Genomic DNA, 15,499 nt, shown 5'->3' with positions numbered 1-15,499 from the left:
GCGAAGACTAGGGCAGATGCCAGCGCTGCCAGCGCACCAGCGGAGAGCCGCGCCCCTTTCCAGGCCTCGCGGGCGACAGGGTCTGCAAGCCTCGCGGGGCAGGTTCCGCGAAGAGCCAGCACGAAGCTCCTTTGTAGGATTCCTCCAAAAAATTCGCCCTAACACCCTCGTTCTAGGCGATAACTACATATAGTTCCCACAAAAACGATAGGCTCGTAGCTGAGAAACCCTATTTTTAAAAGACAAGGTTCATGATGAATCCATTGACGAAGGTGCTTATCGCCAACCGCGGCGAGATTGCAGTGCGTATTATCCGTGCCGCACGCGATGAAGGAATCGAGTCCGTTGCGGTCTATGCCGACTCGGATCGCGATGCTCTGCATGTGCGTCTGGCTGATGAAGCCTACGCGCTGGGCGGTACCACCGCCGCTGAATCGTACCTTCGCATTGAGAAGATCCTGGACGCAGCTGAACGCTCCGGCGCCGACGCGATCCACCCGGGCTATGGCTTCCTCTCGGAGAACGCCGAGTTCGCCCAGGCTGTTATTGACGCGGGCTTGACCTGGATTGGCCCTTCGCCAGAGTCCATCGACCAGCTCGGCGACAAGGTCAAGGCCCGCCACATTGCTGAAAAGGTGGGCGCTCCGCTGGTTCCCGGCACCAAGGATCCGGTGGCCTCGGCCGACGAGGTATACGCCTTCGCCGACGAGCACGGACTTCCACTGGCCATCAAGGCTGCCTACGGTGGCGGCGGACGCGGCATCAAGGTGGTCCGCAACCGCGAAGAAATCGGCGAGATGTACGACTCGGCAGTGCGTGAAGCTGTCGCGGCTTTCGGCCGCGGCGAATGCTTCATCGAACGCTTCCTGGACGCACCGCGCCACGTGGAGACCCAGTGCTTGGCCGATATCCACGGCAACGTGGTTGTCGTCTCCACCCGCGACTGCTCGCTGCAGCGCCGCAACCAGAAGCTGGTTGAAGAAGCGCCGGCCCCGTTCCTGAGCGAAGAGCAGACCACCCGGCTGTACGAAGCTTCCAAGGCCATCTTGCGCGAAGCAAAGTACAACGGCGCGGGCACCTGCGAATTCCTGGTAGGCCAGGATGGCGTCATTTCCTTCCTCGAGGTTAATACCCGTCTGCAGGTTGAGCACCCGGTCTCCGAGGAAGTCACCGGCCTGGACTTGGTTCGCGAGCAGTTCCGCATCGCCCGCGGCGAAGAACTGGGCTACACCGACCCGGAGATCCGCGGCCACTCCTTCGAGTTCCGCATCAACGGCGAAGATGCCGGCCGCAACTTCATGCCGACCCCAGGCACCATCTCCAAGATGAACCTGCCATCGGGGCCCGGCGTTCGCGTTGACTCGGGCATCGAGCAGGGCGAAAGCGTTTCAGGGAACTTCGACTCGATGATCTCCAAGCTGATCGTCACCGGCAGCACCCGTGAAGTGGCTGCGGCTCGTGCCCGCCGTGCGCTGGAAGAATTCCAGATCGAGGGCATGGCTACCGTACTGCCATTCCACCGCGCAGTGATGAGCGATCCATCGTTCGTTCCGACCCAGGGGCCATTCAAGGTCCACACCCGCTGGATCGAAACCGAATTCGATACCGCCATCGAGCCCCACCCGATGCCAATGGACGGCGAGGACGCAGCCGAGGACGAGCGCACCAGCGTGACCGTTGAGGTGGGCGGCAAACGCCTGGAAGTCACCCTTCCTTCGTCGCTGGGCTCGGTATCCTCCAACGGTGCCGAGAAGGCCGCAGGCAAGAAGAAGCGCAAGCCGGGCCGCAAGGCAGCCAGCTCCGCTGGCGCGAACAGCGCAGAACTGCGTTCGCCGATGCAGGGCACCATCGTGAAGGTTGCCGTTGAGAATGGCGAGGCCGTGGCCCAGGGCGATCTGATTGTCGTGCTTGAAGCGATGAAGATGGAGCAGCCGATTACTGCGCACCGTGATGGCGTGGTCAGCGGCTTGGAAGTTGCCCCGGGCGAGACCCTGTCCTCGGGCGCGGTCATCGCTTCGATCGAAGAAGCCAAGTAGCACTCGTTTGCAACGACGCAGGGCCTGGACAGATATGTCCAGGCCCTGCGTCGTTCTGCAACTGGAATCTTCTACTCTGGCACCTGTCCATGTTCTGCCCAGTGCGCCATGGATGCCTTCAGGTGATCGGGCATGAGCAGGAACTTCGGTTCAAGTTCTTCCCAGCCAGGCATTTTCGCCTGGCGGCTAGCTGCTTCGTGCGCCGCATCGATATCCTGCTGCGTATCGAGCCCGCCGCCGTTCTCGCCTACCAGGCTCAGGTGGTAGATCCATATTGAACCATCGGCTTCCACATGCCTGAATGTTGCTTCCAGCGCTGCCCGTTGTGCCGATAAGGATGCTTCGCATTCCTCGTAGCGCGCATTGAGCATGTCGATCCAGGCGCCAAAGTTCTCATCCTGCCCATCCTTGATCCTTGAACGGCTCAGCTCCAGACGCATGCCTTGCGGCACTGAAGCTGGCATCGCAAAGCCGGGAAAGTCCCGAGGCGTGGGATTGTAGGGAACATGCGGTTCTTTTTCGTCCATGACGTGATGCTTCCAGAATCCACTTGTTTTGTCACGGCTATTCGGATGCTGGAAGTTCCCGCACGCCAGCCAATGGATACTGAATAAGGAGGCTGGTTCGGGCTACTGCCGCGCTAGCCAGGCATCGAAGGTTTCGTGGCCCAACCGGGCGGAACCGCCTGGCAGCAGTCCCCCATCACGCATGGCCTTGCCCATGGGGCCAGGAACAGGCACTTCAACCATCTTTGGAGACCTGCCTTGGGCCTGCAGGTACTTGGCAAACAGGTCGGGAGCGTATTCTTCTTGCGGCCCAGCAAGGTCTTGCACCACGCCCTGCGCCGACCCCTCGGCAAGATCCACTAGTGCTGCAGCCACTTCGATGCCCGCGATGGGCTGCATCCGCATTTTCGGCGCCATCTGCACCGGACCCGCGCCCAGACGCTTGATATTCTGGCCAATGAATTCGTGGAACTGGGTCGAGCGCAGCAGCGTATAGCCACCGGGAAGCATGTGCAGCATCCGCTCTTGCACGGCTTTGCCCGCGTAATAGCTGGAATCCACTTCGGCCGCTCCGATGATCGAGAGCGCCACGTGGTTCTGCACCCCGGACTCGCGCCCCACACTGACGAGGTTGGCCGTCGAGTGGGTGAAATACCGCATGGATGCAGCAGAGCTGGTGGTGGAAACTCCGGAAACATCGATGACCGATTGGCAGTCAACCAGCCACTGCTTTACCGCGTTGCGGTTCACCAGGTCGCATCCCACGGACCGTGCGAGCACCACTGGTTCGTGGCCAGCACTCTTGAGTTTTTCGACCACCAGCGTGCCGATAGCGCCGGTGCCTCCCGCAACTGCAATACGCATGAGCATTCCCCTTCGGTATTGGATATTCCGCGTCCCATGCTTCCATGCCGCGCATCAAGTTGTCAGGGGTTGATGGCCCTTTTCAGCTCGTATTCATCCAGGCTGCACGGAAACGGGAAACGGCCCGGCGAATCATCATGGCTTGATGATTCGCCGAGCCGTTCCCTCGGCAAGACTGTCGAACTACTCGACCCACTCTTCCATGTCCATGTCAGAGGTATCGCGCGTCATGAACAGCGCGACCAAGGTCAGTACCGCGCCAAGTGCCAAGTACAGGCCAACGCCGGTGGTGTTGCCCGCACCGGCCTTCCACAGGGCTACAGCCACGAAGGAAGCAGGAGCCGCACCGATCACCGAGGACATGTTGTAGGCAACAGCCGAGCCGGTGTAGCGGACATTGGACGGGAACAACTCAGGCAGATACGCAGCCATTGGGCCGAAAGTCAGACCCATCAGGGTGAACCCGATGATCAGCCCGGCCATGGCAGCGCCCTGGCCTGGACCGAAGAACAGGGTCCACGACAGTCCGAAGACGAAGATGCCCGCGGTAACCCAGATCAGGAACTTGCGGCGGCCGAACTTCTCAGCCAACGGGCCGGAAACCACGGTGAAGATACCGAAGAAGACGACACCGATGATCAGCATTGTCAAGAAGGTCGGGCGTTCAATGCCCAAGCCCGGAACGAAGCCTGCGGCGTCAAAGGTCTTGCCCTTGGCTTCAGCTGCAGCAGTCGCCTGCTCGACGGTAGCTGGCTGGGTGCCGTAGGTCAGGGTGAAGGAGGTCATCAGGTAGAACAGCACATAGGTTGCCAGCATGATGAAGGTACCGGCCAGGGTTGGGCGCCAGTGCTTCTTCATGGTCACCGCAAACGGCGACTTCACTACCTTCTTCTGGTCCAGGACCTTCTTGAAGGACGCGGATTCAACCAGCTTCAGGCGTACCCACAGGCCGATGATCACCATGACTGCCGAGAAGTAGAACGGAACGCGCCAGCCCCATGCCATGAACTGCTCTGCAGTGCAGAAGGTCTGCAGGGCCACGAACATCAGGTTCGCGATGATGAAGCCGATGGGTGCGCCCAGCTGGGGGAACGTGCCGTAGATGGCGCGCTTGTTCTTCGGCGCATTCTCGGTGGCCAGCAGCGCAGCGCCGGACCATTCGCCGCCCAGCGCCAGGCCCTGTGCGAAGCGCAGCAGCACCAGTGCGGTCGGAGCCAAAACGGTCCAGTTGCCCGCGGCCGGCGGCAGGAAGCCGATTAGGAAGGTGGCAATGCCCATCAGCAGCAGTGACGCCACCAGGGTGCCCTTGCGGCCGAGCTTGTCGCCGTAGTGGCCGAAGATGATCGAACCCAGTGGACGAGCCACGAAAGCCACGCCGAAGATCGCGAACGATGAAAGGATCGCGTTGATGGTGGAGGCGTTAGGGAAGAACAACGCCGGGAAAACGAGAACCGACGCGGTGGCGTAGGCGTAGAAGTCGAAGAATTCGACAGTGGTGCCAATCATGCTGGCAAACAGCACGCGACCGCGGGTGTTTTCCTTCGGCGCCACTGCTTGGTTAGCCTGCGACATGGAGGCTGCTCCTTAGAGTGAAAGTACGAGTCAGATGTTCATTTACGTTGCCATAATCGTAAACCTCGGTGACCAGTATTCGGATATTGATGTCCAGCATTTGGACACCAGATGAAATGAAAATGAACAGCAAACGGCAATCCACGGGCCTACTAGCAGGAATATGCGCTTCCACATATTGAGACGTGACCTGAGAAGACGGTTTTTACACTTATATCAGAGTCGGTCGGCAAAGTGAATGGCGTCACAAGAGCTTGTATTACGGCATTAATGGCAAAAGGACGGCATCTCCCTGAATGCAAGGGAAATGCCGCCCTGGAAAAGTTCTTCAGAACCTACCGATGACGGTGCAGGCGACGTGCCGCTTCGGCCAGCGAACCGGACAATGACGGGTAAACGGTGAAGGTTTCAGCCACGTCATCAACATGAAGGCTGTTCTGGACCGCCAGTGCCAGCGAGAAGATCAATTCACTGGCACGCGGAGCAACCACAACACCGCCGATAACAGTGCCCGAGCCCTTGCGGGAAACGATCTTCACGAAGCCCTGGTCCACGTTCATCATCTTGGCACGAGCGTTGGTGTTCAGGTCAACCTTGATGATGTTGGCCTGGTACTTGCCCTCGGCAACCGCACGCTGGGTCACACCCACGGTAGCGATTTCCGGGGAGGTGAAGACGTTGGATGCCACTAGATCCAGGTTCAATGGCTTTACCGAGTCGCCGAGCAGGTGGGCCACGGCAATGCGGCCCTGCATGGCTGCTACCGAAGCCAGGGCGAAGACGCCCGTGCAGTCGCCGGTAGCGTAGATGTTGGTTGCGGTAGTGCGCGAAACGCCATCGACCTTGATGTGGCCCGAGTCGGTCAGCTGCACACCGGCTTCTTCCAGACCCATGTTGGCGGTATTGGGGATGCCGCCCACTGCAACCAGGCAGTGGCTGCCTTCGAGCACGCGACCGTCCGCCAAGGTGACCAGCACCCTGTTGCCCTGGCGCTCCACGCCCTCGGCGCGAGCCTGGGAAACAACGTTAACGCCGTTGTCCTTGAAAGCATCTTCCAGCACGCCAGCTGCGTCTGCATCCTCGCCGGGCAGCACGCGGTCGCGCGAGGAAACCAGCGTGACCTTGGCACCGAGCAAGTTGTACGCCGAAGCGAATTCTGCACCGGTAACGCCGGAGCCTACAACGATCAGGTGTTCAGGCACCTCGTTCATGTTGTAGATCTGGGTCCAGTTGAAGATTCGCTCGCCATCAGGCTTGGCGGTAGGCAGTTCGCGCGGGTGGGCTCCCACGGCAATCAGCATGGCGTCCGCTTCGATTTCCTGCTCGGAACCATCCGGGTGCGATACGGCAACCGTGTGGTCGTCCAGCAAGCGGCCCTCGCCGATCACGATGCGCACGCCAGCGCGTTCGAGGGTGGTGCGGATATCCGAGGACTGCTCCTTGGCAAGATCCAGCAGGCGGTGGTTCACCACCGAGAAGTCGGTGACGGCCGAGTCGAGGCCGTCAACGTGGACTCCAAAGGTCTCTGCGTGCTTCACCCGGCGCACTGCGTCCGCCGTAGCGATCAGGGTCTTGGAGGGCACGACGTCGGTCAGCACCGCTGAACCGCCCATGCCTGCACGCTCCACGACGGTGACATTGGCGCCCAGCTGGGCTGCACCCATGGCAGCTTCGTAGCCGCCAGGTCCTCCGCCGAGAATAACTAAACGGGTTGCTTCATTCCTACGATCTGCGCTCACATTCACTATTGTTCACCATGCACGGTGATTGCGCACATCGAAGCACGATCCCGGAACGTGATTTTGAATCTGAAGCACTAGTTTCACCTGACAAAGCGCCCCGCTACCGGTAGCGTATTTCCCGTGACTGATATGCAAAATGACCCACAGGTCCTGGCGGCACAAGCTGCCCAGGCAATCGCCGAACAGACCGGCGTCGAAAAACACGACATCGCGGTGGTCCTGGGCTCCGGTTGGGGCCAGGCCGCCGAACTCATCGGCGAAACCACCCACACCCTGGATGCCGCCTCCATTCCAGGCTTCCATGCCCCGGCCGTACCCGGGCACAAGGGCAGTATCTCCTCGATCCTGACGTCCACTGGAAAGCGGGTCCTGGTTCTGGGTGCCCGCACCCATTACTACGAAGGGCGCGGCGTGCGCGCGGTAGTCCACCCCATCCGCACCGCGGCAGCTGCCGGCTGCGAGCAGCTGGTGCTCACCAACGGTTGCGGCGGCCTGAATCCGAACTGGACCCCAGGCACCCCGGTAATGATCTCGGACCACATCAACTTGACTGCCGCCTCCCCTTTGGAGGGCGCGACCTTCGTTGACCTGACCGACCTGTACTCCTCGCGCCTGCGCGAGATTGCCCTCGCAGTTGATCCGACCCTGGATCAGGGCGTGTACGCGCAGTTCACCGGACCGCACTACGAAACCCCGGCCGAAGTCCAGTACGCCAAGGTGATCGGTGCTGATCTGGTCGGCATGTCCACCGCATTGGAAGCAATAGCCGCCCGCCATGCAGGCATGGAGATCTTCGGTATTTCCCTGGTGACCAACCTGGCCGCCGGCATCAGCCCGGTGCCGCTGAGCCACGAGGAAGTCATCGAGGCCGGCCAGGCCGCCGGTCCGCGCATCTCCAAGTTGCTGGCACAGATCATCGCGAAGCTCTAAGCCTCGCATTATCGGCGCAAAGAAGCAGTCAGTGTCCTTCGAAGGGAAATCAGTGAATCACACGCAGAAAATCCAGTTGCTTGATGCGGCGGGCCAATGGGCAGCCCAGGATCCCGATCCGCAAACGCAGGAAGAACTGCAATTACTGATCCAGCGCGTCACCGACGGCGACGCGCTGGCCTTCGAGGACATCGCCGACCGCTTCAGCGGCGTCCTGGAATTCGGCACCGCAGGCCTGCGTGCCGAATTGGGCGCCGGCCCGATGCGCATGAACCGTGTGGTAGTCCTGCGCACCGCTGCGGGCATCGCCCGTTTCCTGGGCGAAAAGGCCAACGGCGGATATGTCCCGAAGGTCGTCATCGGATTCGATGCCCGTTTCAACTCGGATGCCTTCGCCAAGGATTCAGCAGCCGTCTTCGCCGCTGCCGGTTTTGAGGTGCTGCTGATGCCCTCGGCCTTGCCGACCCCGGTGCTGGCTTGGGCCGTTCGTGAATTCAGCGCGGAAGCCGGCGTCATGGTCACGGCCAGCCACAACCCTCCGCGGGACAACGGCTACAAGGTATACGTGGGCGGCAGGATCACCGATGCGCCGGGCCGCGGGGCTCAGATCGTCTCCCCCATCGATGCGCAGATCGCTTCCTTGATTGACCATGACCAGCCAGTGGCGCAGATCCCGCTGGCACAGTCCGGTTGGGAAGTGCTCCCGGCCCCAGGCGAAGAAGGCGATATCGAGGCAGCCTATCTCGCTTCCATCCACCCGATCATCGAAGCTAACCAGCCGCAGGGCCTGGTGCGCAAGAATCTGCGAATTGTGGTTTCGGCAATGCACGGCGTGGGTGGCCACACCATGCGCCAAGCCCTGCTGAACGCTGGTTTCGACGACGTGCACATGGTCGTTGAGCAGGAACACCCCGATCCGCTCTTCCCTACCGTGAAGTTCCCTAACCCCGAGGAGCCAGGGGCCATCGACCTGTCGCTGGAACTGGCCCGCACGGTCGGTGCTGATCTGGTCATTGCCAATGACCCCGATGCCGACCGTTGCGCGGCAGCCATCCTCGACGGCGGCAGCTGGCGGATGCTGCGCGGCGATGAGGTAGGTTGGCTGCTCGGGGACCAGGTCTCCAAGACCTTGCCAGAGGGCAAGAAATTGGCCAATTCCATCGTGTCTTCGCGCATGCTGGCAGCCATCGCCAAGGACGCCGGACGCGAGCACGAAGAAACCTTGACCGGATTCAAGTGGATCTCACGCGTTGAGGACCTGGGCTACGGCTACGAAGAAGCCCTGGGCTATTGCGTAGCCCCGGAACTGGTGCGCGACAAAGACGGGATTTCTGCCGGGATCGTCCTGGCCGATCTGGCTGCGCAGTTGAAGGCCTCGGGCAGCTCCATCCCGGACCGCCTGGATGAACTGGCCGCCAAGCATGGCGTGCACGTCACCGACCAGCTGTCCCTGCGCTTCACCGACTTGGCGCAGATCCCGGTGCTCATGGAAAGGATCCGCAAGAACGCTCCGGCCTCGCTGGGCGGCTCCGAGGTTTCCGAGGTGACCGACCTGTCCAGGGGCACCGAGAAGCTCCCTGCGACCAACGCCATGGTCTTGCATACATTTTCCGGTGCCCGAGTGATCGTTCGGCCCTCGGGAACGGAACCGAAACTCAAGTGCTACTTGGAAACTATTGAGCCGGTCGATGATCTGGCCGAGGTCCCTGAAGCCCGCAAACGCGCTACCGCGCAGGTCTTGGCAATCAAGGATGAATTGGCAGCTTACCTGAATGCCAACTAGGCTTACCCCTTCGAGACCTTCATTTGAAATGATTGAAATCTTTATTGTTAGAGGAAATGATGACTGAACTAAGCGCCCGCGAGATCGCAAGCTACATCGATCACACCCTGTTGGCTCAGAATGCTTCCCGCGAACAAGTTGTGCAGATCTGCGACGAAGCCAAGAAGTACGGCTTCAAGTCGGTCTGCGTCAACCCGTTGTGGGTTTCCACCGTTTCGCGCGAGCTGGAAGGCTCGGACGTACTGACCTGCTCGGTCATCGGTTTCCCGCTGGGTGCCTCGGCCACCGATACCAAGGTATTCGAAACCAAGCACGCAGTTGCAGACGGTGCCAACGAAATCGACATGGTGATCGACGTTGCTGCCGCCCTGCGTGGCGATCGGGATGCCTTGGTCAACGAGATCTTCGCCATTGCGCAGGCCGCGCATGAAGGTGGAGCCATCTTGAAGGTCATCATCGAAACCTGCTTGCTCACCGAGGAAGCCAAGGTCCTGGCCTGCGAGGCCGCAAAGGCCGCTGGCGCTGATTTCGTCAAGACTTCCACCGGTTTCTCCACCGGCGGCGCGACCGTCGAAGACGTCGAGCTGATGCGCAAGACCGTCGGCCCGGAAATGGGTGTCAAGGCCTCGGGCGGCGTTCGCAGTGTTGAAACCGCGCGGGCCATGATTGCGGCCGGTGCGACCCGGCTAGGTTCTAGCTCAGGAGTTGCTATCCTAGAGGGAGAGCAAAGCGGTTCCAGCTACTAGGAAATCGCACCAATCCGTTTTCCCAAGGAGAAAAAGTGTACTCGAACGGCAAGAACACTGCCCATTCCGGTGAAGGCCGCCTTGTCGGCAATATCGTCAACCTCGTGATCTTCTTCGTGATGTTCTCGGCTGGCGTCTACACCTTGGGCTACTGGACCCTTGAGGTTGCTTGGTGGCCGACCCTGGTCAGCTTCGCTCTGATGTTCTTGGCTTTCGCTATCCCGATGCACCTGATGGGTCGCGCGGAAAAGGCTGAGGATCTGGTTGCGGCAGCTAACGCCCACCAGAATTAATTAGAACTTTTCAAGAGAGGGAAACCCGTGTCCGGGTTTCCCTCTCTTGCGTTTAAGCTGCCTTGCCTCGCTTAGACTGGCCCCATGGAATCATGGGATCAGCGCATCGAAGAGTTCTGGAACTCAGCCAATGGCAAACGCCCTGAACAGTTGCGCACCGAACTGGCACTCCTGGTGCAGGGCAAGGTTCCGCAGGATCCGCGGGTGCTCTTCGAGGTCGCGTCCCTGCACGACTACCTAGGGGAAGAAGAACAAGCGGTCGGCCCCTACCGGGCGGCACTGGAAGCTGGGCTGGAAGCGCCAAGGCACGATGAAGCGCTGCTCCAGCTAGCCAGCACGCTGCGCAATCTCGGGCAGTACACCCAGTCCATCGAACTGTTGCAGCAGATCACTGCCGATTCACCGATCTTTACCGACGCCCAGGCCTTCCTGGTTCTGGCCCTGCACGATGCCGGGCAATCCACCGAAGCGGTCCAGCTGGCGGTCAGCGCATTAGCGCGCCATGCCTCGCTCTACGCCCGGGCGATCAAGGGCTACGCCGGAGAACTGGCCTCGCCTGCTGCCTCGGGCCAGCGGTAGCAAACGCCGGCCAGCAGCCTGCCGGAAAAGGCATCCTACTGGCCCGCGAGTTCAACCGAATCAGTCCTTTGCTGCCGGTGCAGGTGTTGGCTCGAAAATAGCGTAGAGCAGCTTCTCCGCCCACTCCAGGATCTCCCCGTCGGCCAAGTCCCGTCCGCCAATGGGCGAGGTCTTGGGCTTCGGGATGAAGATCGAATTCAGCGCCGGCTTGTTCGCAGCCCCCGGGTACAGGCGTTCCAAGCGCACCTGGCGCGAAGCTGGCAGGTCTTCAATTCTGGCCGGAGCCAGCTTGATGTGGTTGCCGACCTGCTGGATATCGTGCAGCCCCGCAGCACCCGCGCGAATACGCAGGGCCGCCACGCGCATGAGGTTCTCCACCGGAGTTGGAAGCTTGCCATAGCGATCCACCAGCTCATCGCGGACTTCACCCAGCGCCTCGTCGGTCTCGGCCTGGGCAATGTTGCGATAGGCTTCCAAACGCAGTCGTTCACCAGGTACATAGTCGTGTGGCAGGTGGGCATTGACCGGCAGGTCAATCTTCATCTCGGCGGCTTCTTCCTCGCCTTCGCCCTTGTAATCGGCCACGGCCTCGCCTACCAGGCGCAGGTACAAGTCGAAGCCCACACCGGCGATATGCCCGGACTGCTCGCCACCCAGCAGATTACCGGCTCCACGCAGTTCCAGGTCCTTCATGGCCAGCTGGTAGCCGGAGCCAAGCTCGTTGTGCGCGGCAACGGCTTTCAGGCGCTCCAGGGCGACCTCCCCCAGCGGTTTCTCTACATCCCACAGGAAGTAGGCGTAGGCACGCTCACGGCCGCGCCCTACGCGCCCGCGCAGCTGGTGCAGCTGGGACAGGCCGTAGTTGTTCGCGCGGTCCACAATCAGCGTGTTCGCATTGGAAATATCCAGGCCGGTTTCGATGATGGTGGTGGAGACCAGCACGTCGAATTTCTTCTCCCAGAAGTCCTGGATGATCCGCTCCAGCCGGGATTCGCTCATCTTGCCGTGCGCTACCTCCACGCGCGCTTCGGGGGCCAGCTCGCGCAATTCGGCAGCTACCCGCTCAATGGAGCTGACCCGGTTGTGCACGAAGAACACCTGGCCATCGCGCATCAGCTCACGCTTGATGGCCGCGGAAATCTGCTTGTCGCTGCGTGCACCCACGTAGGTCAGCACCGGATGGCGTTCTTCGGGCGGGGTCGCCAAGGTGGAGGTTTCGCGGATGCCGGTCAGCGACATCTCCAAGGTACGCGGGATCGGGGTGGCGCTCATCGCCAGCACATCCACGTTGGTGCGCATCTTCTTGAGCTCTTCCTTGTGCTCCACTCCGAAGCGCTGTTCCTCGTCAATGATGACCAGGCCCAGGTTCTTGAACTCCACGTTCTTGGAGAGCAGGCGGTGGGTGCCGATGACAATGTCCACGCTGCCGTCCTTGAGGCCGGCCAGGATTTCCTTCGATTCCTTGGCGCTCTGGAAACGCGAGAGGGTCTTCACGCGGACTGGGAAGCCCGAATAGCGTTCGGTGAAGGTCTGGTGGTGCTGGGAAGCCAGCAGGGTGGTAGGAACCAGCACGGCAACCTGCTTGGAGTCCTGGACGGCCTTGAAGGCGGCGCGAACCGCGATTTCGGTTTTGCCAAAGCCCACGTCACCGGAAATCAACCGGTCCATCGGGATTTCCTTCTCCATATCGGATTTCACCTCGTTGATGGCGGTGAGCTGATCCGGAGTCTCGATGAACGCGAAGGCTTCCTCCAGCTCGTTCTGCCACGGGGTGTCTGATGCGAAGGCGTGGCCACGGCTGGCCATGCGTGCCGAGTAGAGCTTAATCAGGTCGCCAGCAATTTCCTTGACGGCCTTGCGCGCCTTGGACTTGGTGCTGGCCCAGTCCGAACCGCCCATTTTGGACAAGGTCGGCGCTTCGCCGCCGACATACCGGGTGACCATATGCAGCTGGTCCATCGGGACGAACAGACGGTCCCCCGGGGCTCCGCGCTTGGAAGAGGCGTACTCCGCCACCAGGTACTCGCGCTTGGCATCCTTGCCCGAGCCATTGACCTTGCGGGCCACCAGCTCGACGAACTTGCCGATGCCGTGCTGTTCGTGGACGATGTAGTCCCCGGCCTGCAGGCTCAGCGGATCAACGGCATTGCGCTTGCGCTTGACCGTCAGCTTGCGGCCCTTGCGGTTCGGGTACGCGCTGGAGCGGCCCAGCAAGTCTGCTTCGGTGAGCAGTCCCAGCTTCAGTTCCTCGAAGACAAACCCGCGGCCGGCGGTGGCCTGGGTGATCTCGATCAGTCCAGCGGTGGGTTCCGCGGACAGGTCATCCACCCTGTGTGCCGGGATCTTGAACTCGGCGAAAAGCTCCGAGAGGCGGGCTGCCGGGCCGGGACCCTCGGTAGCCACGACGAAACGCCATTGGTCCTTGACGCGTCCGGCGATGAATTCCATCATCGCCTCGATGTCGCCCTGGTAGCCGTGCGGTTCACGGGCCGGGACACGGATGGTGGCCGCGCCCAAATCCAGCTCGTCATCGGCGCCCAGGGAGGTAATAGCCCACCAGGAAACCTTGGCGGCTTGTGCGTGTTCTACGGTTTCTGCCAGCGAGGCAAAATCACCGGTAGCCAGCTTTCGCTCGGAATCCGCGGTGGTCAGATCCAACGGAGCGCTGGCTCCATCCGAAGCCGAAGCCCACGCGGCAGCCAGGAATTCGGCATTGGTGGCGTTCAGGTCATGCGCGCGGGCGCGCACGCGCTCTGGCTCCATCACCAGCGCAATGGACGATTCCGGCAACAAGGACAGCAGCGGAACCATCTTGTCCACCAGCAGCGGAGCCAAGGATTCCATGCCTTCAACAGCGATGCCGCCGGCAATCTTGGTGAGCATTTCCTGGGCCGCCGGGAAATGGTTCTTCAGATTCGCTGCCCGGCTCATCACCTGCGGGGTGATGAGCATTTCACGGCAGGGCGTGGCAATGATCCGGGTGGGACCGGGATCATCAGTGGACCGCTGATCTGCGATGGCGAAGAATCGCATCGAGTCGATCTGGTCCCCGAAGAAATCAATGCGGACCGGATGGTCCAATGTCGGCGGGAAAACATCGATGATGCCACCACGCACCGCAAACTCGCCGCGGTGCGTCACCATGTCCACTCGGGCATAAGCCGCAGCAGCCAAGTCCTTGATGACTTTATCGAAGCCCGGCTCGGCATCCAGTTCCAGGATGACCGGGCGCAATTCGCCAAGGCCGGCGACCAACGGCTGCAGCACGGCACGAATTGGAGCAATGATGATGTTTAGGCTCTCATCCCGGTCGTGCAGCCGGCGCAGCACTTCCAGGCGGCGTCCCACGGTATCGCTTCGCGGCGACAAGCGCTCATGGGGCAAGGTTTCCCAAGAAGGGAACTCGGCGATCTGGCCTGCCGGGAGGTAGGCACCCAGTGAGCTGGAGACTTCTTCGGCTTCACGGCCGGTCGCGGTGACGATGAGCGTCACCCCCGAATGCTTGCTTTCACGCAGCGCCTGGCTGATATGCGCCGAGAGGATCGGTCGCATGCCCTGCGGGGCCGCGATTTCCAGCTCTTCGCTGCGCGTCGGGTAGTCATGAGCTGCGCGTTGCCCAATACGCCTGAAGGAAGGTTCCTCGCGCAGGAAATCATGAAGTCCGCTTAGGCTCATGGGGGTTCGGGTCCTCTCATGCAGACGCTTGGCCGGGTGCATTCATACTGTATTACGTCGAAACGACACCACGAACGCCGACCGTAAATGTTTTTCCACGGCCGGAAACGTCAATATGCTGTTTTGGGTGCAGTCCTAGCCTACCCAATGCGGCTTTGCAGATAGTGTTAATACTGTCCGTTGCCGGGCCTGCGATTTCGTTGCCCGGCCACTTAGATTTCCAGATTGGGATTAGCTTTCATGGCATTGAACGCAAGCACTCAGATCGCCCACCCTGCAGACCAGGTCATCGCTACGCTTAGCGATCGTGGCTTTGCCGAGCACCTGACCAAGGTCGCCAACGGTTCCTTGACCGATTTCTCCGTGAACGGCGATACCGCAGGCGCCTTCACCGTGACCACCGTTCGTTCGGTCCCCACCGATCGCGTTCCGGATATCGCCCGCAAGTTCGTTGGCGCGACCATCGAGATCACCCAGGTAGACCAGTGGACAGCACCAGATGCTGCCGGCAACCGCTCGGCTACGGTAAAGATCTCCGTTGCCGGTGTTCCGGTGACCGTCAGCGGCACCGAACAGCTCAAGGCCCAGGGCGAAACTTCCGAATTCTCCATCGACGCCAAGGTTTCCTCGTCGATTCCATTCATCGGCGGCAAGTTGGCTTCGGCTGCGGAGCCTTACCTGGGCAAGGCACTGAATTTGCAGGCTGCTCAGGTCAATGCCTGGCTTTCGAAATAAGCCACTCCGAATAGTTACGTTTCACATTCAGTCCCCGG

12 protein-coding genes are annotated in these 15,499 nt (G+C 61.0%); 7 read left to right on the top strand and 5 right to left on the bottom strand.

The window, feature by feature from the left end; translation table 11 throughout:
• The first annotated feature begins 254 nt into the window (after nucleotides 1-254).
• A complete protein-coding gene (locus ACIOJF_RS11330) occupies nucleotides 255-2,036 on the top strand; it encodes an acetyl/propionyl/methylcrotonyl-CoA carboxylase subunit alpha (protein ID WP_402735613.1) in 1,782 nt (593 codons plus the stop codon).
• Nucleotides 2,037-2,107: 71 nt separating this feature from the next.
• Here the strand turns inward: ACIOJF_RS11330 and ACIOJF_RS11325 are convergent, their stop codons facing one another.
• The 4 genes from ACIOJF_RS11325 to ACIOJF_RS11310 all read right to left on the bottom strand — a co-directional run bounded on the left by ACIOJF_RS11325 (nucleotide 2,108) and on the right by ACIOJF_RS11310 (nucleotide 6,723).
• The gene (locus ACIOJF_RS11325) at nucleotides 2,108-2,563 is read right to left on the bottom strand and encodes a DUF6176 family protein (protein WP_286134141.1); all 456 of its coding nucleotides are present in this window, start codon (nucleotides 2,561-2,563) and stop codon (nucleotides 2,108-2,110) included.
• Nucleotides 2,564-2,665: 102 nt separating this feature from the next.
• The gene (locus tag ACIOJF_RS11320) at nucleotides 2,666-3,406 is read right to left on the bottom strand and encodes an SDR family oxidoreductase (protein WP_181149032.1); all 741 of its coding nucleotides are present in this window, start codon (nucleotides 3,404-3,406) and stop codon (nucleotides 2,666-2,668) included.
• A gap of 183 nt (nucleotides 3,407-3,589) precedes the next feature.
• Nucleotides 3,590-4,978, bottom strand: a complete 1,389-nt coding sequence (locus ACIOJF_RS11315) for an MFS transporter (protein WP_105657113.1) — start codon at nucleotides 4,976-4,978, stop codon at nucleotides 3,590-3,592.
• A gap of 335 nt (nucleotides 4,979-5,313) precedes the next feature.
• Entirely contained in the window at nucleotides 5,314-6,723 is a 1,410-nt protein-coding gene (locus ACIOJF_RS11310; protein ID WP_402741661.1) for an NAD(P)H-quinone dehydrogenase, read from the bottom strand.
• A gap of 126 nt (nucleotides 6,724-6,849) precedes the next feature.
• On the opposite strand from ACIOJF_RS11310, the gene ACIOJF_RS11305 reads away from it, so the two are divergent.
• The 5 genes from ACIOJF_RS11305 to ACIOJF_RS11285 all read left to right on the top strand — a co-directional run bounded on the left by ACIOJF_RS11305 (nucleotide 6,850) and on the right by ACIOJF_RS11285 (nucleotide 11,051).
• Nucleotides 6,850-7,650: a purine-nucleoside phosphorylase gene (locus ACIOJF_RS11305; RefSeq protein ID WP_105657112.1), complete on the top strand. Its 801-nt coding sequence runs from the start codon at nucleotides 6,850-6,852 to the stop codon at nucleotides 7,648-7,650.
• Nucleotides 7,651-7,702: 52 nt separating this feature from the next.
• Nucleotides 7,703-9,433, top strand: coding sequence for a phospho-sugar mutase (locus tag ACIOJF_RS11300; protein WP_105661907.1), 1,731 nt, complete (start codon nucleotides 7,703-7,705; stop codon nucleotides 9,431-9,433).
• A gap of 59 nt (nucleotides 9,434-9,492) precedes the next feature.
• Nucleotides 9,493-10,179, top strand: a complete 687-nt coding sequence (gene deoC / locus ACIOJF_RS11295; RefSeq protein WP_400290567.1) for a deoxyribose-phosphate aldolase — start codon at nucleotides 9,493-9,495, stop codon at nucleotides 10,177-10,179.
• A 35-nt stretch (nucleotides 10,180-10,214) separates the two neighbouring features.
• Nucleotides 10,215-10,472 carry a hypothetical protein gene (locus ACIOJF_RS11290; RefSeq protein ID WP_105657110.1) on the top strand — a complete coding sequence of 86 codons (258 nt, stop codon included), beginning with the start codon at nucleotides 10,215-10,217 and terminating at the stop codon, nucleotides 10,470-10,472.
• Between the two features lie 84 nt (nucleotides 10,473-10,556).
• Nucleotides 10,557-11,051 carry a tetratricopeptide repeat protein gene (locus ACIOJF_RS11285; RefSeq protein ID WP_332498369.1) on the top strand — a complete coding sequence of 165 codons (495 nt, stop codon included), beginning with the start codon at nucleotides 10,557-10,559 and terminating at the stop codon, nucleotides 11,049-11,051.
• A 60-nt stretch (nucleotides 11,052-11,111) separates the two neighbouring features.
• Here the strand turns inward: ACIOJF_RS11285 and mfd are convergent, their stop codons facing one another.
• Nucleotides 11,112-14,726, bottom strand: a complete 3,615-nt coding sequence (mfd, locus tag ACIOJF_RS11280; RefSeq protein ID WP_402741660.1) for a transcription-repair coupling factor — start codon at nucleotides 14,724-14,726, stop codon at nucleotides 11,112-11,114.
• A gap of 240 nt (nucleotides 14,727-14,966) precedes the next feature.
• Between mfd and ACIOJF_RS11275 the strand changes: the two genes are divergently transcribed.
• Complete coding sequence (locus ACIOJF_RS11275; protein WP_105657107.1) at nucleotides 14,967-15,461, top strand: DUF2505 domain-containing protein; 495 nt, start codon at nucleotides 14,967-14,969, stop codon at nucleotides 15,459-15,461.
• The last annotated feature ends 38 nt before the right edge of the window (nucleotides 15,462-15,499 follow it).

It is taken from the genome of Glutamicibacter sp. NPDC087831 (genome assembly GCF_044742845.1).
Lineage (GTDB): Bacteria > Actinomycetota > Actinomycetes > Actinomycetales > Micrococcaceae > Glutamicibacter.
Note: the sequence above shows the minus strand (reverse complement) of the source record. Positions and strands in the feature narration are given on the sequence as shown.